20 protein-coding genes are annotated in these 19,739 nt (G+C 67.4%); 12 read left to right on the top strand and 8 right to left on the bottom strand.

From position 1 onward, the window contains the following. Positions 1-41: 41 nt before the first annotated feature. The 5 genes from ACFWY5_RS48510 (at position 42) to ACFWY5_RS48490 (ending at position 3,722) form a co-directional block, all read left to right on the top strand. Entirely contained in the window at positions 42-218 is a 177-nt protein-coding gene (locus ACFWY5_RS48510; RefSeq protein ID WP_184972535.1) for a DUF6104 family protein, read from the top strand. Positions 219-305: 87 nt separating this feature from the next. Continuing rightward, positions 306-1,109 carry a DUF4097 domain-containing protein gene (locus tag ACFWY5_RS48505; protein WP_379612187.1) on the top strand — a complete coding sequence of 268 codons (804 nt, stop codon included), beginning with the start codon at positions 306-308 and terminating at the stop codon, positions 1,107-1,109. Continuing rightward, a complete protein-coding gene (locus tag ACFWY5_RS48500) occupies positions 1,106-1,810 on the top strand; it encodes a PadR family transcriptional regulator (protein WP_379612188.1) in 705 nt (234 codons plus the stop codon). The genes ACFWY5_RS48505 and ACFWY5_RS48500 overlap by 4 nt, the downstream gene beginning before the upstream one ends. Before the next feature lie 22 nt (positions 1,811-1,832). Next, on the top strand, positions 1,833-2,789 hold the full coding sequence (locus ACFWY5_RS48495) for a zinc-binding dehydrogenase (RefSeq protein ID WP_379638953.1): 957 nt from the start codon (positions 1,833-1,835) through the stop codon (positions 2,787-2,789). A 75-nt stretch (positions 2,790-2,864) separates the two neighbouring features. Then, positions 2,865-3,722, top strand: a complete 858-nt coding sequence (locus ACFWY5_RS48490) for an oxygenase MpaB family protein (RefSeq protein WP_379638952.1) — start codon at positions 2,865-2,867, stop codon at positions 3,720-3,722. Between the two features lie 118 nt (positions 3,723-3,840). Here ACFWY5_RS48490 and ACFWY5_RS48485 read toward each other — a convergent pair whose 3' ends face one another. From ACFWY5_RS48485 to ACFWY5_RS48470, 4 genes are all read right to left on the bottom strand, one after another. Beyond that, on the bottom strand, positions 3,841-4,728 hold the full coding sequence (locus ACFWY5_RS48485; protein WP_379638951.1) for a hypothetical protein: 888 nt from the start codon (positions 4,726-4,728) through the stop codon (positions 3,841-3,843). Positions 4,729-4,773: 45 nt separating this feature from the next. Further along, positions 4,774-5,202, bottom strand: coding sequence for a type II toxin-antitoxin system VapC family toxin (locus tag ACFWY5_RS48480; protein ID WP_379638950.1), 429 nt, complete (start codon positions 5,200-5,202; stop codon positions 4,774-4,776). After that, a complete protein-coding gene (locus tag ACFWY5_RS48475; RefSeq protein WP_379638949.1) occupies positions 5,189-5,467 on the bottom strand; it encodes a DUF6364 family protein in 279 nt (92 codons plus the stop codon). The genes ACFWY5_RS48480 and ACFWY5_RS48475 overlap by 14 nt, the downstream gene beginning before the upstream one ends. Positions 5,468-5,550: 83 nt before the next feature. Further along, entirely contained in the window at positions 5,551-6,990 is a 1,440-nt protein-coding gene (locus ACFWY5_RS48470) for an acetyl-CoA synthetase (protein WP_379612194.1), read from the bottom strand. Positions 6,991-7,311: 321 nt separating this feature from the next. Here ACFWY5_RS48470 and ACFWY5_RS48465 point away from each other — a divergent pair, with 321 nt between their 5' ends. Continuing rightward, positions 7,312-8,436: a trypsin-like serine peptidase gene (locus ACFWY5_RS48465; RefSeq protein WP_379638948.1), complete on the top strand. Its 1,125-nt coding sequence runs from the start codon at positions 7,312-7,314 to the stop codon at positions 8,434-8,436. Positions 8,437-8,500: 64 nt separating this feature from the next. Here ACFWY5_RS48465 and ACFWY5_RS48460 read toward each other — a convergent pair whose 3' ends face one another. After that, the gene (locus ACFWY5_RS48460) at positions 8,501-8,770 is read right to left on the bottom strand and encodes an SSI family serine proteinase inhibitor (RefSeq protein ID WP_184972515.1); all 270 of its coding nucleotides are present in this window, start codon (positions 8,768-8,770) and stop codon (positions 8,501-8,503) included. Positions 8,771-9,038: 268 nt separating this feature from the next. On the opposite strand from ACFWY5_RS48460, the gene ACFWY5_RS48455 reads away from it, so the two are divergent. The 6 genes from ACFWY5_RS48455 to ACFWY5_RS48430 all read left to right on the top strand — a co-directional run bounded on the left by ACFWY5_RS48455 (position 9,039) and on the right by ACFWY5_RS48430 (position 17,415). Beyond that, entirely contained in the window at positions 9,039-10,130 is a 1,092-nt protein-coding gene (locus ACFWY5_RS48455) for a trypsin-like serine peptidase (protein WP_379612196.1), read from the top strand. Between the two features lie 202 nt (positions 10,131-10,332). Then, positions 10,333-11,415, top strand: a complete 1,083-nt coding sequence (locus ACFWY5_RS48450) for a trypsin-like serine peptidase (protein WP_379612197.1) — start codon at positions 10,333-10,335, stop codon at positions 11,413-11,415. A 69-nt stretch (positions 11,416-11,484) separates the two neighbouring features. Then, a complete protein-coding gene (locus tag ACFWY5_RS48445) occupies positions 11,485-11,904 on the top strand; it encodes a hypothetical protein (RefSeq protein WP_379638947.1) in 420 nt (139 codons plus the stop codon). Between the two features lie 312 nt (positions 11,905-12,216). Next, a complete protein-coding gene (locus ACFWY5_RS48440; protein WP_379612199.1) occupies positions 12,217-13,746 on the top strand; it encodes a trypsin-like serine peptidase in 1,530 nt (509 codons plus the stop codon). A 433-nt stretch (positions 13,747-14,179) separates the two neighbouring features. Then, entirely contained in the window at positions 14,180-15,748 is a 1,569-nt protein-coding gene (locus ACFWY5_RS48435) for a trypsin-like serine peptidase (RefSeq protein WP_379638946.1), read from the top strand. 182 nt (positions 15,749-15,930) lie between these two features. After that, positions 15,931-17,415 (top strand): trypsin-like serine peptidase, encoded by a 1,485-nt coding sequence (locus ACFWY5_RS48430; protein ID WP_379612202.1) that lies wholly within the window; start codon positions 15,931-15,933, stop codon positions 17,413-17,415. 47 nt (positions 17,416-17,462) lie between these two features. Here the strand turns inward: ACFWY5_RS48430 and ACFWY5_RS48425 are convergent, their stop codons facing one another. The 3 genes from ACFWY5_RS48425 to ACFWY5_RS48415 all read right to left on the bottom strand — a co-directional run bounded on the left by ACFWY5_RS48425 (position 17,463) and on the right by ACFWY5_RS48415 (position 19,635). After that, positions 17,463-17,684 (bottom strand): sigma factor-like helix-turn-helix DNA-binding protein, encoded by a 222-nt coding sequence (locus ACFWY5_RS48425; RefSeq protein WP_379638945.1) that lies wholly within the window; start codon positions 17,682-17,684, stop codon positions 17,463-17,465. Positions 17,685-17,720: 36 nt separating this feature from the next. Continuing rightward, positions 17,721-19,079, bottom strand: coding sequence for a hypothetical protein (locus ACFWY5_RS48420; RefSeq protein WP_379638944.1), 1,359 nt, complete (start codon positions 19,077-19,079; stop codon positions 17,721-17,723). Positions 19,080-19,182: 103 nt separating this feature from the next. Continuing rightward, a complete protein-coding gene (locus ACFWY5_RS48415; RefSeq protein ID WP_379612205.1) occupies positions 19,183-19,635 on the bottom strand; it encodes a hypothetical protein in 453 nt (150 codons plus the stop codon). Positions 19,636-19,739: the final 104 nt, after the last annotated feature.

Below are 19,739 nucleotides of genomic sequence, written 5' to 3'. Positions count from 1 at the left end.
GCCCCCGCTCCGGCGGGGGCTTTCTGTTAGAACGGAGCACCATGTACTTCACCGATCGGGGGATCGAGGAGCTCGTCGAGCGCCGCGGCGAGGAGGAGGTCAGCATCCTCTGGCTCGGGGAGCGGCTGAAGGAGTTCGTCGATCTCAACCCGGAGTTCGAGACGCCCGTCGAGCGGCTGGCCACGTGGCTGGCCCGGCTGGATGACGACGACGAGTAGGCGCGACCTCACGGGCAAACGCGATACATCTTGAGTTTTGGTTTGACGCGACATATCGTGTATGGAGGAACCTAAAGCGGAGGGGTCATGGCTCAGTGGACTATCGACGGGCCCGAACAGCTCACGTTCGGCCCGGTGACGGCGCTGGACGTGCGCATCGTCGCGGGCAAGCTCAACGTGCTGGCCAGCGACGGACCGCCGGGGCTCGAGGTGTCCGAGGTCGAGTCGGCCTCACCGCTGATCGTCACCTATGACGAGGAGGCCGGGGAGCTCAGCGTCACCTACAAGGACCTCACCTGGGACGGCCTGCTCGGCTGGCTGCGGCGCGACAAGCGGCGCTCGGTGCTGACGCTCACCGTGCCGAAGACCTGCAGGGTCAACGCGGGAGTCGTCTCCGCGCCCGCCGTGGTCGCCGGGTTCGAGCGGCAGACGCAGGTCAGGAGCGTCTCCGGCGAGATCGTGCTCGACGGCGTGAGCGGCGACGTGAGCGCCACCACCGTCTCCGGCGACGTCGAGAGCCGCGCGATGGCCGGCGACCTGGCCTTCAAGAGCATCTCCGGCGACCTCACCGTCGCCAACGGGATACCACGGCGGCTGAAAGCCAACACCGTGTCCGGCCGCATCACCGCCGACCTGGCGCTGCGGCCCACCGGTCACGTGACGCTCAACAGCGTCTCGGGCGGCGTCATGGTCAGGCTGCCGGAGAACGTCGAGGCCGACGTCGCCGTCCGCTCGACCTCCGGCCGGGTCGTCAGCACGTTCGACCGGCTCGTCAACCAAAGCAAGCCCGGCTCGCAGTCGATGTCGGGACGGCTCGGCGGCGGCATGGCCTCGCTCACGGTGACCACGGTCTCCGGCGAGGTCGCGCTGCTCAAGGGAGAGAAGGAATGAGCCCCGTCTTCGGTCACGGCCGCCTGCGGCTGTACCTGCTCAAGCTGCTGGAGGAGAGCCCTCGTCACGGGTACGAGGTGATCCGCCTCCTCCAGGACCGCTTCCTCGGCGTCTACTCGCCCTCCCCCGGCACCATCTACCCGCGGCTGGCCCGTCTGGAGGAGGAGGGCCTGGTCACCCACGAGGTGGTCGACGGCAAGAAGGTCTTCTCCATCACCGACAAGGGCCGCGAAGAGCTCGACGAGCGCCTCGACGAGCTGGCCGACCTGGAGCAGGAGATCTCCGCCTCGGTCCGCGACATCGCCCGCGAGGTCAAGGAGGACGTCCGCGACACCGTCAAGTCGCTCCGCGAGGAGCTGACGAAGATGGCCAAGGACGTGCGTACCGGGCAGAAGGCCGACATGCGGCGCCTCAAGGAGGAGCAGAAGCGCCAGTGGACCGAGAACGTGAGCTCGTGGCAGGGCGAGAGCGAGCGGCTCAAGCACGAGTGGCGGCGCATCTGGGGCGACATCTGGACCACGATCGGCGGGGTCTCCCCCAACCGGGTCGAGCTGGACAACGAGCTCGGCGGGATGCTGGCCGACTTCGTGGGGCAGGTGCGCGAGGAGGCGTCGGAGAGCCAGCTCACCCGCGAACGCCTGGAGGAGGTCCGCCAGGCCCTCGACACGGCCGCACGGCAGATCCGCGACTCGCTCGGCTGACCGGCTGAAGTAAGGTGCGGCCATGTTCGCCGCAACCGCCGCACAGACCGATCCCGACAACCCGCTCGCCGGCCTGAGGCTCGGCGAGCACGCCGAGCCCAAGGCGCCCGACGGGTGGACGACCGTCACGGTCAAGGCCACCGCGCTCAACCACCACGACCTGTGGACGCTGAAGGGCGTCGGCATCCGCCAGGACCGGCTGCCGATCGTGCTCGGCTGCGACGCCGCCGGCCTGGACGAGGACGGCAACGAGGTCATCGTCCACTCGGTGATCGGCTCGGGCGCCGACGAGACGCTCGACCCCAAGCGCTCGCTGCTGTCGGAGACCTACGACGGCACCTTCGCGGAGCGCGTGGCCGTCCCGAAGCGGAACCTGGTGCCCAAGCCGGCGGCGCTCAGCTTCGAGCAGGCGGCCTGCCTGCCCACGGCGTGGCTGACCGCCTACCGGATGTTGTTCGACAAGGCCGGGCTGCAGCCGGGCGCGACCGTGCTGGTGCAGGGCGCCGGCGGCGGCGTGGCCACGGCGCTGATCGCGCTCGGCCGGGCCGGCGGCTACCGGGTCTGGGCCACCAGCCGGTCGGCCGGGAAGCGGGAGCGGGCCCTCGAACTGGGCGCCGACCGGGTCTTCGAGCCCGGCGCGCGGCTGCCCGAGCGCGTGGACGCGGTCATGGAAACCGTCGGCCAGGCCACCTGGGACCACTCGCTGAAGTCGCTCAGGCCGGGCGGCCGCATCGTGGTCTCCGGCGCGACCAGCGGCGCGGTCCCGCCCGCCGACCTGAACCGGGTCTTCTTCCTGCAACTGTCCGTGGTCGGGTCCACGATGGGCACCAGGGACCAGCTCCGGCGCCTGTCCGTCTTCCTGGAGCAGACCGGGGTGCGCCCGGTCATCGACAGAACGCTGCCGCTGGCCGAGGCGGCGGCCGGCTTCGCCGCGATGCACGAGGGCGAGATCTTCGGGAAGATCGTCTTCACCCTGTAGATAAGTGATGGGTTACTGGGGTGACTTCTGGGTGATACAAAGAAAGAGAAGATGTATCACCCAGGAGGCGCCGTCATGGACGTTGAGCCCTTCGGCCCGGGATCGATGCACTGGGACACCGCGGGTGAGTACCGCAACCTGCTGGTCGCCGGCAGTGCGCTGATCCTGCAGACCATGCACCCCGCCGTGGGCGCCGCCGTCGCCGAGCACTCCACCTTCAAACAAGACCCGTGGGGACGCCTCGACCGCACGCTCACCTCCGTCCAGACCTGGGTGTACGGCGGGCCGGACGGCCTCGCAGAAGGCCGGCGGCTCCGCGAGCTCCACGAGCCGATCAGCGGCGTGGACGAGCGGGGCCGGGCCTACCACGCGCTCAACGGCGAGGCATGGGCGTGGGTGCACTGGTCGTTGTTCGAGCGCTTCCTGACGTTGAACCGGGTGTTCGGCACCCCCTACTCGGCGGCGGACGAGGAACGGATGCTGACCGAATCACGGCAGCTCGCCCGGATCCTGCGGGTGCCCGAGCGGAAGACGCCGCCGGACATGCCGGCCTTCTGGGCCTACTTCGACGACATGGTCGCCAACCGGCTGGAGGCGCACGCCACCGCGCTGGACGTGCTCGCCGTCATGCGCGGCACACCCGCCCCGCCTCGGCTGCCCGCGGCGGTGCGGCGGCTGTGGATGCCGGTGGGGGTGGCCTCCGGGGGGTTCAACGCCTTCGTGACCGTGGGGACGTTGCCGCCCGCCGTACGCGCGATGCTCGGCCTGAGGTGGACGGCCCGCGACGAGCGGCGGCTGCGGCGGATCGGGCGGCTGGTGGCGATGGTGACGCCGCGACTGCCCGAGCGGTTGCGGTACATGCCCCTCGCCTACCACGCCCGCCGCGCCGCCCGCACCCGCCCGCAACGCCACCTGACCAGCGCCACCCACTGACCCACAGCCGTGTTCCTGCCGCGGAGATCACCCTGACCCCCGCCACCGCCGTTTCGGAGTTTGTCTTCGCGGCACTCTCGCAAGTTGGCTTCGCGCGCTTTCACGGACCGTCGTCCGGTTACTTCACGGTGATCCGGATCTTGCTGACCGCCGTCCGCACGAACTCCCGTGAGCCCGAGGCGGCCACCATGAAGTCGCCCATGCAGACGGACTCGGTGTGGCGCCCGCGCGCGCCCATCGCGCCGGGCACCTCCGGCAGCGCGCAACCCGGCGTGGGCACGAGGGCGAGCATGTCGCTGGACCCGCCGCCGAACAGCAGCTGCGGCCCCACCGGATCGCTACGCCGCCCGTCACCCGGCGCGGCCAGCCGGATCCGCCCCGACGACTTCAGCACCAGGTAGCCGTCCTTGGTCACCGTGCCCTTGAGGCTCGTGGCCAGCTCCATCCGCTGCTCGAAGCGCATCCCGGTCGGCCGGTCGTACATCGCCATCCGCCACGGCCCGAACGCGAACAACATCACCTGCCCCACCAGCCCCGCCCCCGGCGGTCGCGGCCAGAGCGTCACGTTGCCGGTGAACGACCGCAGCGGCTTCTCCCCCCGCGTCACCTCGATGTCACCCCCGTAGGGCGCCGTCAGCTGCCGGTACTGCGAGAACTCCCCGCCCGCGATCCACAGCCCCACGAACGGCCGCGACCCGAGGTCGTCGAGCCCCAGCTCGGCCGGATACCGCACATCAGCCCGCAACCCATGCGGAAAAACCACCTGAATGACCTCGTCAGCCCCCTTGGCACGCGCCTTGGCATGCAGCACATTGGGCGCCGACCTGAGCGTCGTCAAGGTCGGAACCGGATGGGCCGTCGGCCGCGCGGGCGGCTCCGCCTCCGGCGCCCGGCTGGCCAGCAGGCCGACGACGGGCACCGCGAGTACCGCGACCAGCACCACGATGCCGATCCACCGCCGACGCCCCTTCTCGCCGGCCTCGATGACGTCGAACTGATCCGCCACCAGCGATCCTCGCGGAGTAGTGCGGCTTACGCCCTCGGCCCCAGTTCAGTTGAGCGGCGACCTCCAGCGCAACCCCTCGAACCGGGCAAAGTCCTTGTCACAGGTCACAAATTCACAACCGTGCTCAATCGCCAGCGCAGCCAGGTAGGCGTCGGGCACGAGCTTGTGGTTCGTGCCTATCGGCTTGCACAAACCGGTGAAGATCTCCCAGTGACGCTCACCCGGGCTGACCACGATCGCATGGGACTGGTTGCGGACCAGCTCCGCGAAGGCGAGGATCTCATCCATCGTGGCCGGGTTCTCATAGAGCGGCCGATTCGCGAGGATCCGGATGAAGCCGTTGATCACCTGGTCGGAGACCGCGTAGGCCGAGTCGCCGTTGACCAGCTGCTCGATGATCGCGCGGCAGGACCGGTGCTCCTTCGCCTCCAGCCGGAAGGCGTTGACGAGGACGTTGACGTCACTCAGCAGCATCGTCCACCGCCTTGAGGTGTCGCTCGACGTCCTCTCGGTCGAGCAGGTCCTTGATGAACTCGGGGGTGAGCTCGATCCCGTGCCTGAGACGAGATCCGGAGACCGGGAGCTCCACCCGTGGCCGTTGGGCCGCTTCCGTGGAGCGGTTGAGCAGTTGCCGCAAGGCGTCCTCCATGACCGAGGTGAGACTGCGTCCGTTGCGTGCTGCGTACGCCTTGGCCTCGTTGAGGAGTGTCTCGTCGATGCGCACCGTGGTCCTCCGCATGACTCCAGCGTTCGCCGGTGACATAAAAATGTCAACACACGAAGGGTAGCCGCTCGGCTACGGTCGCGCATCGGGTTGGCCTGTCACCAATCGGCTACGTTCACCTGTCCCTCGGGGCGCAGGCGCACCTGGCGGCCCACCAGTTCGCGGGACTCGGCGTCGGCCAGCAGGTCGGCCTGCCGTACGACGGCGTGGGCCCTGGAGGCGCCGCCCGGGACGTCGACGACCAGGATGGCGCGCTCGGGACTGCCGTCGCGGCCGTGGGCGACCGTGTAGCCGGCCACCGTCGCGGGGCCCTCGTAGAGGTCCTGGATGGGGACGGGGGTGGCGGTGTGCACGGGGGCGGCCTCGCCGAGTGTGCCGCCGGGGTCGGTGGACCAGACGGCGCAGGTGTGTTTGGTCAGGTGCATGCCCACGCCGGTGACCAGGCCGTGGCCGCCCTGGGAGCGCAGGAGCCCGGCCATGGTGGCCGTGGAGTGCAGGACGTAGTTGCTGGCGGGGCCGCCGGCGTACGGCAGGCCGCCGGTGACCGTGAGGCCGCGCGGGTCCAGGAGGTCCAGCTTGAGCGCGTCGCAGGCCTGCCGCAGGGCGATGGCGAAGCAGCTGTAGAGGTCGAGCGCGGCCATGTCGTCCAGGCCCAGCCCGGCGCGGGCGAACGCGGCCTCGGCCGCCTTGGCGATCGCCGGCGAGGAGGCGAGCGAGGGGCGGGCGGCGACCTCCCAGGTGTCCTCGGCGTAGGCCCAGCCGCGCAGGTACACGCGCCGCTCCAGCGGGATCGCCAGCCGGTCGGCCAGCTCCGTGCTGACCAGGATGACGGCGGCGGCCTGGTCGACCTCCAGCGTCGCGACCGTGTTGCTGGTGTACGGCCAGCCGACGAACCGCCCGGACTCCAGCTCCTCCGGAGAAAACGCCGCGCGCCGCCAGGCATGGGGATTGGCCGCCGCCACTTCCGACATAAGCGACATAAACCGCGCCCGCTCCGACATTTCCCGACTTATCGCCATATTTCGGGAAAAGCGGTGCGCCGTCTCCAGGATCGGATAAGTGTGGACAGGAAGGAACAACTCGTGCGCCAATTCCGCCGGATGCGGCGGCCGGTCCCACCCGTACGGCGGCTTCGGATCGGCCGGATGGCTCCACGCCACATGCTCGCCCAGCTTGCGCACGTGCCTGCGCGTGGCCAGCGCCTCCGCCCCCGCCACCAGAGCGCTGTCGAGCTCCCCCGCCGCGATCCGCCCTGCCGCCGCGCCGATGAGCATCTGCGGGGCCGTACCGCTGACATTGGAGTAGACGCTGTGGCGCGGCGCCGCGCCGAGCCGTTCCGCCAGCCGGTACGGCGGCGCGTCGTACTGCCAGGAATCGGTGTAGACCAGCCCGATCGAGTCGAGCCGCGACGGCGCGAGACCGGCGTCGCGCGCGGCCCGCCTGGCCACGTGCTCCCAGAGGTCGAGGGGTTCCGGTCCGGGCTGCGTCCGGACGGTCAGCTGGGCGGCGCCGACGAGGCAGGGGGTGCGCGGATCCATGCCACCCATCTAACCAGAACAAGATTCGGTTTGGCTCGCCTGTGACGTTTCTTACCGGAGTGAGCACAGGCGGCGCACGGATATAAGTGACCACTGTTATCAGTGAGAAAAATGAATTCCGGGCGCCACGGAGACCTGCGTGAATACCGGTTGAGAATACATGCCCAATTGCTATTTCTATAACGGAACGGAACCGGCCCAGACTTTTTCGCGTCGTTTCCTGGAACTCGCCCTGCGCCATTCATTAGCGTTCCCAGCGTTTTCCTGGCCCACCGGGGCGCCGTACCCCGCTCTGGGCCGCCGAGAACTGGAAGGAGCTCCATGATTTCCCGAGCAAGGCGCATGGCGATTCCGCTCGCCGGCCTCGTGGCCATCGGACTGGCCGCCGGCATGATGAGCGGCACCGCTTCGGCGACCCAGGCACCCAAGGACGTCGTCTCCAGGAACGCGACGACGCCCGCGACCCAGGCGGTCCAGTTCTGGACCCCCGACCGCATCCGGTTGGCCACGGACATGAAGGACTCCCTGGACATCTCGTCCAGAGGCGTCAAGGGCGGCACCCAAAGCCCTGACGGTCCGCCCGGATCGGTCCCGCCGATCGGCGAGGAGAAGACGAAGACCGCGAAGAGCAAGCACGTCAACCTGCCCAACACGGTCGGCCGCGTCTTCTTCACGCTGCCCGGCGCCAACCCGAACGACCCGAAGAGCTGGCGTTTCTGCTCGGCCAGCTCTGTCCAGGGCAAGTTCCGCAACCTGGTGGCGACATCGGCGCACTGCGTCTACGACACCAAGAAGGACGTCTTCTACGACAACTGGATCTTCATCCCGTCGTACTGGGACGGCAACAACGCGTGGGAGGGCAAGGCTCCCTACGGGATCTACGCCGCCAGGACCTTCAACGCGCACGACGACTTCGTGGTGAAGGAGGACTACGACTTCGACTACGCGTTCGTCAACGTCTACAACGGCATCAAGGTCAAGTGGGAGAAGGTCAACGGCAAGTGGCAGTGGACGGTCAAGAACGTCGGCCGCCTCGGTGACAACGTCGGCGGCCAGGGCTTCGCCTGGAACCGCAGCACGAAGGTGAACGTCTTCTCCTTCGGCTACCCGGCCGGCGAGCACCCCGACGGCGACAAGCCGTTCACCGGCCGCACCATGAAGTGGTGCTACGGCAAGACCAAGCCGATGCCGTCCGCGCCGAAGTACAACCTGCAGGAGCACATCGGCTTCAAGTGCTCCTTCACCGCCGGCGCCAGCGGCGGGCCGTTCATCTACAACTACAAGAGCGCCTCGCGCACCGGCTACCTGGTCGGCGTCAACAGCGTGGCGTGGGACACCGACGGCAACGACAGGTACGACCACATCTCGTCGCCGTACTTCAACGCCGACACCTACAAGGTCTACAAGGCCGCCGCCAACCGGTGGACCGGCAACTTCCCCCTGTAGCGGTTCGACGCGAGCTGAAAGTCCCCGGGCCCTCCCCGGGGACTTTCCCCTTTTCCGAGGCCCTTCAGAAGGCGAACAGCGGGCCCGTGGCGGCGCCCATCCTGCAGCGGTTGCCGTAGACCGCCGTGTAGTTGATCAGCCGCTCCCCCCAGACGCCGGTGGCCGTGACCTTCACCGGGCTGTACTCCTCCGTGCACAGCACCTGCGCCACCGGCATGCGCGCCGGGTTGCCCGCGGCGGCCGTCAGCGCGGCGCAGGCCTCGGTGGCGCGCGGGTGCACACTGGGATTGCCGTCGCAGACGAGAAGGACGTGACGGGCGCCGTGGGTGAGCACGTATCCGTTCTTCGGTGGTTCCGCGGGATTTGCGGCTGGACCAGCGGCGATAGCCGTACATGAAAGGACGGCGAGACACATGAGTCGCATACCCGCAGCCTTGCTCGCAGATCAGCGGCGACCAACGACCGACGCGCGGGACGCATGCCTCACATGGGCTTTATAGGACACACGTCAACCTTGATCAGATAACGAATCTCCATCCGAGCTGCCATAGAGTGAGTCGATCTGGAAAAATCCTCCCTTACGACCCTAAGAAAGGCATTTCATGATCCCCCCGGTCAGGTCTCTCGCGGCCGCCGCCCTCGGCGCGCTGCTGATGGTGCCTGCCCTGACAGGGATCGCGAACGCCGCGCCGAGCAAGGTGATGACGGTCCCGCTGGCCAAGACCGACGCGGACATGAAGAAGGTCGCGGAGTACTGGCAGCCCGACCGGCTCAAGAAGGCCGACAGCTACTCGCCGGCCACGCCCGCGGGCAACGCCCCCGCCGCCTCCTCGACCGCCGCCGGGTCATCGGCCGGCGCCGCCGTACCGGCTGCTTCCACCACCGCGAAGAAGGCGAAGACGGGCCCGCGCGACGTCGCGCCCGCGCTGCCCAAGAGCGGCTCGGCCGCCAAGACCATGGGCAAGGTCTTCTTCCGGTTCGGCAGCAAGGAGTTCTGGTGCTCGGCCAGCGCGGTGGCGTCCAAGAGCAAGAGCGTCGTCGCCACGGCCGGTCACTGCGCCTACGACCCGCGCCAGCCCGGCGAGGCGCACAACTGGATCTTCGTCCCCAACCCGCAGCCCGACGGCACCACCCCTGACGGCATCTACGTCGGCGCCTCGCTCAGCCTGCACGAGGACTGGGTCAAGGGCGACTACGACTTCGACTACGCCTTCGTCACCGTCCACCGCGGCTTCGTCTGGGAGAAGCAGAAGGACGGCAGCTACTCCATGAAGGACGTCGGCAAGCTGCAGGACAACGTCGGCGGCCAGGGCCTGGCGATCTCCAAGGGGTACGGCAACCGCGTCAACGCCTTCGGTTACCCGGCGGGCGCCCAGCCCGACGGCACCCGCCCCTTCAACGGCAAGACGCTCGAGACCTGCGCCGGCGGCACCAGCAAGACGACCGCGCCGAGCCGGGAACTGCAGTACGGCGTCCTGCTCCAGCCCTGCAACCTCACCGCGGGCGCGAGCGGCGGCCCCTGGCTGTGGAAGTTCCAGAGTTCGACCAAGCTCGGCTACCTCAACGGGGTCAACAGCCTGACCTGGAACCGCGACGCCCGCGGGGCGTACGACGCGGTGTCCGCGCCGCCCTTCATCGCCACCACCGCCGACGTCTACCGGCAGGCCGACGCGCAGGGCAGCAGCGAAAAGTGAGGCAAGTCACATCGGCCCCATAGGTCGGCTCTGTGATCAGGCACTCCTTCTGTCTCGGAACGATCACACCGCGTGTTGGAGCGGTTGACATGATCTACCGAAAATTCACATGACACGAGTCAGCGCTGTAAGTTCCGGGCTGTCCGTTTTTGCTGAGTTCGGCGCGCTTGGAGCGCCCATACCAGCGCAACCTGGAGTTACCTTGAAGCGAATCCTTCTCCCGGCCGGTGGCGCTCTGCTGGCGACCGGTCTCGTGGCAGCCGGCCTGTCCGGCACCGCCCAGGCCGCCGACGACATCGCCAAGGACCCGATGGCCACCAACACCAAGGCGGCCTACTCCGTCGCCGCGTTCTGGATGCGGTCCAACTTCGCAGCCCTGCGCAACGCGACGGCCTACACCTGGGACGCCGCCGACGTGAAGAAGGTCGTCCAGAAGGGCGGCTACAGCCCCGACGGCCGTCCCGGCCAGACCGCGCCGCAGTCCGCCGGCTCCGGCAAGTCCCAGAACGTGAACCTGCCGAAGACCATCGGCAAGGTCTTCTTCGTGGACGCGTCCGGCAAGTACCGCTGGTGCTCGGCCACCTCGATCCAGTCGAACTACCGCAACGTGGTCTCCACCGCCGCGCACTGCGTGTACGACACCGACGGCAACCGCGACGTCATGGACCGCTGGGTCTTCGTCCCCGGCTACTACCAGGGCAAGGCTCCGTGGGGCATCTACGTGGGCAAGCAGGCGTTCACCCACTACGACTTCACGACGTACGAGGACTACGACCGCGACTACGCGTTCGTCACCGTGTACAACGGCATCGGCCACAACGGCAAGAAGTTCGTGGACGCCGGTCGCCTCGGTGACAACGTCGGCGGCCAGGGCATCTCCTGGAACCAGCCGAGCGGCAAGCCGGTGCGCGCCTTCGGTTACCCGTACGCGCCGCACCCGGACGGCAACAAGGTCTACTCGGGCGTGACCCCGAAGACCTGCTACGGCCCGACCACCGGCAAGAAGGTCGGCGCCTCCTGGCTGAAGATCGAGGAGCACGTGGGCCTCAAGTGCGCCGTGACCCCCGGTTACGACGGCGGCCCCTGGCTGAAGAACTACAGCAACGCCAAGCGTCTCGGTTACGTGAACGGTGTCACCAGCACCTTCGCCGACCAGGACGGCAACGACCGCATCGACTGGATCACCTCCCCGTACTTCGACGGCGAGACGGCTGACGTCTACAACGCCGCGAAGAACGTGTGGTCCGGCAAGGTCGTCGGCCCGAACGGCGAGCTCTACAAGTAAGACCACCGTGTGAAGGGGGCCCGGCTCGATGCCGGGCCCCCTTCCGCGTTTCTGGGCATATCTCCCAGCATGACCGGCCACTTTCACGCCTACCGGTGGACCGGGATCGGCGAGGAGCTGAGCCTGGAGGAGGAGCGCCGGACCGGCACACCCGAGTTCCCCAGTTCGCCGCTGCCGCCGCTGCGCACCGCCGACTGGCTCGCGCGCCCACGCCGCCAGGTGGCCGCCACCTTCGAGTCGGCCGCCGGCGCGGTGGACTGGCTGGGCCGGGAGTACACGCCGGCGAGCCGCAAGCTGCTCCTGCCCGCCGGCGAAGAGCGCATCGGGCGTGCCGTACGGCTGGCCAACGCGACCGAATCCCTCACGGGCGGCGCCGACGTCCAGTGGGGTTTCTGGCTCACGGGCGGCCGGTTCGTGTCCCTGGCGGTCGTCTGCTGCCCGAATCGGACCGCCGCGCACCCGTGCCCGCTCATGATCGGAGCGATTTAGACGGGGTGAGAGCCCCATCTGGTTCCTGTGATCTGCGTCACATTCACCGGATCACGGGGAGTGCCGAGGCACTTACCGCTCATTTGCACCATTCGCCACATGCCCCCGATTGGCCAGTGAAAACATGCCCAAACGATCACCGCGGGTAATTGTCTCTGACAGATAACAGCACGGTCACGGCGGTAAGGGTGACTACCAGACCGGGCGAAACGGCTTCCACCTGCAAAGATCACACGGGTATGTTCCTTGCTATCCCTTTACTGACGCATGGGACGCATGTTGCGACCCACGACAGACCAAGGAGCAGTTCCCTTGAAGCGCATCCTCATCCCCGCCGGTGGAGCCGTTCTGGCAACCGGCCTGCTGGCTGCCGGCCTGGCCGGCACCGCCTCGGCCGCCAACGACGTCGACACCGACGCGATGGCGAAGAGCGCAGCCACCGCTAAGGCCATCGCCGCTTTCTGGGCGGACAACAACGGCGCCGCCCTCAAGGGCGCCAAGGAGTCCAACGTCTGGGACGGCAAAGACGTCGAGAAGCTGAAGCAGAAGGGCGGCTACTCCGCCGACAGCCGGCCCGGCACCACGCCCCCGATCGGCGCCGAGAAGAAGACCACCGCCAAGGTTCAGAACGTGAACCTGCCGAAGACCATCGGCAAGGTGTTCTTCGTGAACGGCAAGGGCGAGAAGAAGTGGTGCTCGGCCACCTCGATCCAGTCGCAGTACCGCAACCTGGTCGCCACGGCCGGCCACTGTGTGTACGACGTCAAGAACAACCAGGACGTCATGTCCAAGTGGGTCTTCGTCCCCGGTTACTACCAGGGCAAGACTCCGTGGGGCATCTACGTGGGTAAGCAGGCCTTCACCCACTACGACTTCTCCACCTACGAGGACTACGACCGCGACTACGCGTTCGTCACGGTCTACAACGGCGTCCAGCTCGGCAACGGCACCGCCAAGAAGGTCTCCAAGGCCGAGTTCGACAAGTACCAGGGCGTCAAGGACGCCAAGGACGTCGAGATCACTCGCGCGGAGTTCCGCAAGTGCAAGCTCGACCCCACCTCGATCGAGGCCTGCTGGGTCAAGAAGGGCTCGGACGCTGAGCCGTCCGGTCCCGACTACCCCGGCGCCGAGGTCGCCAAGGTCGAGGTCAACGCGGACAAGTACAAGGCCGCGAAGGTCGGCAAGGGCAACGGCTTCAAGTTCGGCGAGCCGGTCACCGAGATCGTGACCGACCCGGCTGCCAAGGCCTACGTCGAGAACCAGAAGAAGGACCCGGTCAAGTACCCGGCCACGGTCAAGCAGGACGCGCGCGGCAACTGGACCATCACGCACTACTACGTGCAGCAGTGGTACAGGCCGGGCCAGGCGACCAAGTTCTACAAGACCGAGTTCTACATCATCGAGGGCTTCGCCAAGGACGCCGGTCGCCTCGGTGACAACGTCGGTGGCCAGGGCTTCGCCTGGAACCAGCCCACGGGCAAGTACGTCCGCGTGTTCGGCTACCCGGCCGCCCCGCACCCCGACGGCAACAAGAACTACACCGGCATCACCCCGAAGTGGTGCTACGGCAAGACCTCTTCGAAGCTGGCCGCCTCGGCAGCCAAGAAGATCGAGGAGCACGTCGCGCTCAAGTGCGCGATGACCGAGGGCGCCGACGGTGGCCCCTGGCTCCTCAAGTACAGCAACGCCAAGCGCATCGGTTACGTGAACGGTGTCACGAGCACGTTCGCCGACCAGAACGGCAACGACCGCGTCGACACCATCACCTCGCCGTACTTCGACGGCGAGACCGCGGCTGTCTACAAGGCCGCCGCCAAGGTGTGGTCCGGCAAGGCGTTCTAAGTAACGCAACGCGAGCGGCACTAGCTGTTCGTAGATCGTGAATAACCCGTAGGGCCCGGCAACCGCCGGGCCCTACGGCTGTCCCGCCGAAAGTTGAAGCCGTTTTGACGCATGGGGCCCGCAGACGGTGCCATCAACTTGATGTGATCTGCATCACATTGGTGGCGGACCACCCATCAGGGCAACACCCCAACCTCACACATCACACCAGCAACAAGCATCTGTTGATCTGCGAAAACATCACAGGTCTGGCCTCTCGCCCGGTCAGCCCCATCGGCTGCATAAACATCACGAAGCGATCACGGCCGACTTGTCCCATCTTTTCCGCCCGAAGCGGGTTCCTGTTTTCAAGATCGGCGCTGTATGTTCCTGGCTATCCCTTTACTGACGCATGGGACGCAAGAGGCGTTCCACGACAGCGCAAGGAGTTACCTTGAAGCGCATCCTCCTCCCGGCCGGTGGCGCCATCCTGGCCACTGGTCTGCTGGCCGCCGGCCTCGCCGGTGCCGCCCAGGCCGAGCCGAACATTGACGCCGACGCCCTCGCTGCGTCGAACGCCAAGGCGGCCGAGGTTCTCAACTTCTGGACCAAGTCCAACAACGCTGCCCTGCGGCAGGCCACGGCCTACTACTGGGACAACAAGGACGTCAAGAAGATCGTCGAGAAGGGCGGCTACGTCGGCAACACCAAGCCCGGCGAGCTCCCCCCCATCGGTGCCGAGAAGAAGGTCACCGTCAAGTCCCACAACGTGAACCTGCCGAAGTCCATCGGTAAGGTCTTCTTCGAGGGTCGCGACGGCAACCTCTACTGGTGCTCCGGTACCTCGATCCAGGCCAAGTACCGCAACCTGGTCTCGACCGCTGGTCACTGCGCGTACGACTACAAGAACAACGGCGAAGTCGTCTCCAAGTGGGTCTTCGTTCCCGGTTACTACCAGGGCAAGACTCCGTGGGGCATCTACGTGGGTAAGCAGGCCTTCACCCACTACGACTTCTCGAACTACGAGGACTTCGACCGCGACTACGCCTTCGTCACCGTTTACAACGGTATCGGCGGCGTGCAGGCGGACGCGAAGAAGGTCACCAAGAAGGAGTACGACGCCTACCAGGGGTCCAAGGACACCAAGGTCGTCGAGGTGACTGCCGAGGAGTACAAGAAGGGCAAGCTCGACCCCGCCACGACCGACGACTACGACGTCGAAGAGGGCTCCGCTGACGAGGCCTCCGGCCCCGACTACCCCGGTGCCGTCGTCGGCAAGGTCGAGGTTCTTAAGGGTGAGTACGACCTCGCCAAGGTCGGCAAGGGCAACGGCTTCAAGTACGGCGAGCCCGTGGTCGAGCACGTGACCTACGACGAGGCTGTCGCTTACATCAAGAAGCAGAAGCCGAGCTGGAAGCCGGGTCAGGCGCTGCCCGCGCCCACCAAGGACTACCCGGGCGTTGTCGCGGTCGACGGCAACACCAACGCCACCATCACGCACTACTTCGTGCAGCAGTGGTACAAGGCGGGCAAGGCCACCAAGTACACCCGCACCGACTACTACATCTTCAGCTCCGCGCTGAAGGACGTCGGTCGTCTGGGTGACAACGTCGGCGGCCAGGGCTTCTCCTGGAACCAGGGCACCGGCAAGGTCGTTCGTACCTTCGGCTACCCGTACTCGAAGCACCCCGACGGCTCGAAGCCCTACTCCGGCGTCACGCCGAAGTGGTGCTACGGCAAGACCGGCCCCAAGGCCACCAAGGTCGCGAGCCTGAAGATCGAGGAGCACGTGTCGCTGAAGTGCGCCGTCACCGGCGGCTACAACGGCGCCCCGTGGCTGCTCAAGTACAGCAACGCCAAGCGCATGGGCTACGTCAACGGCGTGACCAGCGTTCTGTACGACACGGACGGCAACGACCGTTGGGACTACATGTCCTCGCCGTACTTCGACGAGGAGACGCACTCGGTGTACTCCGCCGCTGCGAACGTGTGGTCCGGCCCGATCACCGCGGTTGCCAAGTAACCTCGTGATCACCTGAGTCGGAGGTCCAAACTCTGACTCGCCCTAGCATCACCCGAAGGGCCCGGCTTCTAGCCGGGCCCTTCGGCATTCTTCAGGAAATTTCCGCGAAGATCCCTTATCAGAGGGGCGCAAGGGTCGATAGGGTCCTGACATCCCCTTTGTTACTCCTGTGGAGCCCCCCTGTGAAGCGCCTGTTCGTCCCCCTCGCCGTCGCCGGTTTGAGTGCTGCCGCCGTCGCCTTCCCCGCCGCCGCCGAGCCCAGCTGGGTCCAGGACCCGCTCGCTCCGAAGCCGGCCGACGCCTACAGCAACGCCTTCTTCTGGCTGGACGGCAACGCCGCCGCGCTGAAGAAGGCCACCCAGTACCACTGGGACGCCAAGGATGTCCCGAAGCTGGTGACCACCCAGGCCAAGAAGTTCGACGGCAAGCCCGGCATGACCGCCCCCATCACCTCGTCCAAGCCCGGCGCCAAGGTGAAGAACGTCAACCTGCCCCGCAGCATCGGCAAGGTCTTCTTCCTCGACCGCAAGGGCAACTACCGCTGGTGCTCGGCCACCTCGATCCAGTCGCGCCACCGCAACCTGGTCGCGACCGCCGGCCACTGCGTGTACGAGGACGGCAAGGACGTCTACCGCAAGTGGGTCTTCGTACCCGGCTACTACCAGGGCAACGCTCCCTGGGGCGTCTACGCGGGCGCGTACGCCTTCACGACGTATGACCTCGACGTGTACGACGACTACGACGGCGACTACGCCTTCGTGGCCGTGCACAACGGCTTCACGCTGACCGAGGAGAAGAAGGTCACCGCCCAGCAGTACAAGGCCTGGGCCGGCGACAAGTGGATCAAGCCCCGCGAGATCACCGCCGAAGAGTTCGCCAAGTGCAAGCTGAACCTCGGCGACTGCTGGTCCGAGGGCGAGGACAAGCCCGCCGACCTGGTCGGTCCCGACTTCCCCGGCGCGGTGCTGGAGAAGGTCGAGGTCAACGAGAAGACCTACACCGACGCCAAGATCGGCAAGGGTCAGGGCTTCAAGTTCGGCGAGCCCGTGGTGGAGCAGGTCACCAAGGCGGCGCACGACGCCTACAAGGGTCCCGGCAAGCCCGGCACCGACAAGTACGGCAACTACACCATCACCCACTTCTACACGCAGAAGTGGGTGAAGCCCGGCACCAGCCGCAAGTACTTCGTGGCCGAGTACATCATCGGTCTCGCCAAGGACACCGGGAAGCTCGGGGACGTCGTGGGCGGGCAGGGGTTCGCGTGGAACCAGCCCAAGGGCCAGCCGGTCTACGCCTTCGGCTACCCCGCTGACCCGCACCCCGACGGCGACAAGCCGTACTCCGGCGTCACCCCCAAGTTCTGCTACGGCAAGACGGGCACCAAGACCTACCAGGTCAACAGCTTCAGGGTGGAAGAGCACCAGGTGCTCAAGTGCTCGCTGACCGGCGGCGCCGACGGCGGTCCCTGGCTGCTCAGGTACAACAACGCCAAGCGCACCGGCTACCTGAACGGCGTGACCAGCATCTTCCACGACCAGGACGGCAACCAGCGGATCGACTTCATCAGCTCCGCCTACTTCGACAGCGAGACCGCCGACGTCTACAACAAGGCGACCTACGCGGAGACGAAGTCCGTCGTGGGCCCGAACGGCGAGATCCTGCACTAAGAACGGCATCACGAAAGCCCGCGGTCCCGCCGCGGGCTTTCGCGCGTTCAGGGGTGGCCGTCCATGCGGCGGCGGGCGTCGGCGACGAGCCGCCGCGTCGCCGCCGGTGAACGGTTCAGAACGGCCGCGACCTCCTGGTACGGCAGGCCGAACAGAACATGCAGCACGAAGGCGAGCCGTTCGGCCGGTGACAGGGTCTTCAGCACGTCCAGCAGGGCCAGCCGCACTACGTCGGCCACCAGCTTGTCCTCGTCATCACTGCTGTTCATACCGCAGTGACGGTTGGCGGGGCGCCGGATGTGACGTCAGACGGAGGCCAGGTCGCGGGTGCGTTCCGCGAGTTCCTGTACGGCACGCTCCTGCTTGTGCGGTTCGAGGCGGCGGCGTAGGTCGGCGGCGTAGGAGCGGGAGCGGGCCGACTGGAGTTCGGCGCCCAGGACCAGCGCGTCGGTCGCGGCGGCGCAGGCTTCCTCCAGTTCGCCGTGCTGCAGGAGCCCGGCCGACAGCAGGGAGAGGTTGAACATGCGGCCGCGCACGAAACGGCCGTCCATCTGCAGCGAGCGGCGCGCGTGGCGGACGGCGCGCTCGCCGTCGCCGAGGTCGCGGAAGCAGTGGGCGAACTTGGCCGCCAGGTACGCCTCGTCGAAGTACCCGAGCCACGCAGGCTCCTCCTCGGTACGGCGGGCGGCGAAGGCCTGCTCGGATTCGTTGAGCGAGACGCCGCAGGCGCGGGCGTCGCCGAGTCCGGCGTGGGCGTGGGCCTCCAGGACGTGGGCGGAGGCCAGGAGCGTCCGTACGCCCGCCCGCCCGGCCGACAACTGCGCGGCACGGGCCAGGTCGAGCGCGTGGCCGTGCTGGCCCATGTAGATCGCCTGATGGGCCATGCCGGCCAGGATCTCGCCGCCCAGGGCGTGGTCGGCGGCGCCGCGGGCCAGGCGCAGCGCCTGGATCAGGTAGCGCTGGGCGAGGCCGTGCTGTTCGAGGTCGTAGGCCATCCAGCCGGCCAGGCGGGTCAGTTCGGCGGCGGCCGAGGCCAGCTGGCGGCCGGTGGCTTCGCCGTACGAGCCGTCCTTGAGGAGCGGCGAGACTGCGGTGTCCAGATATTTCACGACCGAGGAGCGCACGCGGCCGCTGCCGAAACGGTTGTCCAGTTCCCCGAACGAACGGGTCACCTCGTGAATCGCGGCGATGTCCGCGTTGCCGACCCTGCGCCCTCCCCCGCCGGTCGGCCGTCCCTCCGCCGGCGCCGCCAGCCAGCGCAGGGCCCCCACCGAGCCCGCCCCGATCGCGAACGTCGAGTCGAGCAGGAACCTCCGCCTCTCCACATCCGCGCGCCACAGTGCTGTCACGGTAGCGACCCCCTCCTGCCAGGTGTGCGTGAACTCCTGCCCGAGATCGAGGGGTGTGGTCATGGCCGGCATGCCGAGTTCTTCCGCGGTCACCGGCCTGCCGAGCCGGAGCGCGAAGATCTCCGCGAGAAGGCATGGAACCGGTTCCCTCGGCCGCTGACCACCGATCCAGCGCAGAACGGAGCTGTGGTCGTACTTGAGGCCGGGGGTGCCGCGCGCTGCTCCCAGATCGTTCAGCCGCCGGGCAAGGCCCTTGTGTGAGAAGCCCGCCTCCGCGATGACTCGCTGGAGCAGTCGGTTGGGCTCGCGTTCCATAGCTCTCCTCGCCCAGGAGCCGGCGCCCGCCATCCTTACAGAGCGCTCCCTTTATAGCACGAAGAGTAAAGAGGTTTTCTGCAGTTCCTAAAGACGAGGCGGGCTAGGGCAGGTTCAGCTCCCAGACGCGTACGGCCATCGGGCGCTTGGTGTTGTCGAAGACCACGCGCACCGCCATGCGGCCCTTCTTGAGCCGCTGCCAGAGGTGGATCGGGTCGCACTTGGTCTTGCCGTAGGCCTTCTTGGTGGCACTGTCATGGGGGTATCCGGCGGCCCGCTTGCCGCACTTCTTGTTGACCTGGCGGTAGTCCAGCCCTTCCGTGTACGCGATCCGGATCGGCTTTCCTGTCTTCTTGTCCAGTGACCAGCCGAGCAGGCCGCTCTCCCCGATCTCGCCCAGCGACGCCTTGTGCGGGGTCAGGATCAGGTGGGAGTTGCCGGAGATCTTCGCCCAGCCGTACACGGTCTTGAGGCCCGCGGCGGTTTCCGCGGAGGCCGGGGTGGTCGCGACGAGCAGCATCGCGGCGGCCGCCGCGCTGACCAGAACCGCTTTCATGTGTCCTCCAAGATCGACGTTTCCGCGAGCCTCTCAGACGCCGCTTAAGAACGGCTTGCAGAAAGCGCCCGGCCGGATTGCTCCGGCCGGGCGCTGCGATCGTG

Origin of the sequence: Nonomuraea sp. NPDC059007 (assembly GCF_042740555.1) — a bacterium.
GTDB lineage: Bacteria > Actinomycetota > Actinomycetes > Streptosporangiales > Streptosporangiaceae > Nonomuraea.
Note: the sequence above shows the minus strand (reverse complement) of the source record. Positions and strands in the feature narration are given on the sequence as shown.

What these genes read in the sequence shown, in the direction of transcription:
- ACFWY5_RS48505 (WP_379612187.1), top strand. Translation starts at nt 306, where the DNA reads ATGGCTCAGTGGACTATCGACGGGCCCGAACAGCTCACGTTCGGCCCG.
- ACFWY5_RS48495 (WP_379638953.1), top strand. Translation starts at nt 1,833, where the DNA reads ATGTTCGCCGCAACCGCCGCACAGACCGATCCCGACAACCCGCTCGCC.
- ACFWY5_RS48500 (WP_379612188.1), top strand. Translation starts at nt 1,106, where the DNA reads ATGAGCCCCGTCTTCGGTCACGGCCGCCTGCGGCTGTACCTGCTCAAG.
- ACFWY5_RS48475 (WP_379638949.1), bottom strand. Translation starts at nt 5,467, where the DNA reads ATGCGGAGGACCACGGTGCGCATCGACGAGACACTCCTCAACGAGGCC.
- ACFWY5_RS48490 (WP_379638952.1), top strand. Translation starts at nt 2,865, where the DNA reads ATGGACGTTGAGCCCTTCGGCCCGGGATCGATGCACTGGGACACCGCG.
- ACFWY5_RS48480 (WP_379638950.1), bottom strand. Translation starts at nt 5,202, where the DNA reads ATGCTGCTGAGTGACGTCAACGTCCTCGTCAACGCCTTCCGGCTGGAG.
- ACFWY5_RS48415 (WP_379612205.1), bottom strand. Translation starts at nt 19,635, where the DNA reads ATGAAAGCGGTTCTGGTCAGCGCGGCGGCCGCCGCGATGCTGCTCGTC.
- ACFWY5_RS48425 (WP_379638945.1), bottom strand. Translation starts at nt 17,684, where the DNA reads ATGAACAGCAGTGATGACGAGGACAAGCTGGTGGCCGACGTAGTGCGG.
- ACFWY5_RS48510 (WP_184972535.1), top strand. Translation starts at nt 42, where the DNA reads ATGTACTTCACCGATCGGGGGATCGAGGAGCTCGTCGAGCGCCGCGGC.
- ACFWY5_RS48470 (WP_379612194.1), bottom strand. Translation starts at nt 6,990, where the DNA reads ATGGATCCGCGCACCCCCTGCCTCGTCGGCGCCGCCCAGCTGACCGTC.
- ACFWY5_RS48445 (WP_379638947.1), top strand. Translation starts at nt 11,485, where the DNA reads ATGACCGGCCACTTTCACGCCTACCGGTGGACCGGGATCGGCGAGGAG.
- ACFWY5_RS48455 (WP_379612196.1), top strand. Translation starts at nt 9,039, where the DNA reads ATGATCCCCCCGGTCAGGTCTCTCGCGGCCGCCGCCCTCGGCGCGCTG.
- ACFWY5_RS48420 (WP_379638944.1), bottom strand. Translation starts at nt 19,079, where the DNA reads ATGGAACGCGAGCCCAACCGACTGCTCCAGCGAGTCATCGCGGAGGCG.
- ACFWY5_RS48465 (WP_379638948.1), top strand. Translation starts at nt 7,312, where the DNA reads ATGATTTCCCGAGCAAGGCGCATGGCGATTCCGCTCGCCGGCCTCGTG.